We start from the raw sequence: 359 nt of genomic DNA, 5'->3' as shown, positions 1-359 counted from the left end.
CACGACGGCGCGTATCGACAACGGTACTATCAGTCTGTTGGCTGAACATCTGCATCGTCTGAAACTCGCCTGTGACAGGCTCTTTATCCCTTTTAACCAGTGGAAAACGCTGGAAGACGAAATGCGTCGTCTCGCCGCGGGAAGGACAAGTGGAGTCCTGAAAGCAATTATCAGCCGGGGCGGTGGTGGACGTGGTTATAGCGGAGCCGGGTGCCAGAGTCCGACACGTATTCTCAGCGTTTCTGCGTATCCGACGCATTACACTCGCTGGCGAGAAGAGGGGGTTACGCTGTCACTCAGCCCGGTACGTCTGGGGCGCAACCCGCATCTTGCCGGCATCAAACATCTCAATCGGCTGG

General features: G+C 56.8%; 1 protein-coding gene. It reads left to right on the top strand.

Annotated elements, in window-relative coordinates; all coding sequences use genetic code 11:
* Positions 1-359 (top strand): aminotransferase class IV (locus BTM36_RS26600; protein WP_174616931.1); only part of this gene is annotated, 359 nt, incomplete at both ends.

Source organism: Herbaspirillum sp. VT-16-41, from assembly GCF_001994935.1.
Classification (GTDB): domain Bacteria; phylum Pseudomonadota; class Gammaproteobacteria; order Burkholderiales; family Burkholderiaceae_D; genus Herbaspirillum; species Herbaspirillum frisingense.
Note: the sequence above shows the minus strand (reverse complement) of the source record. Positions and strands in the feature narration are given on the sequence as shown.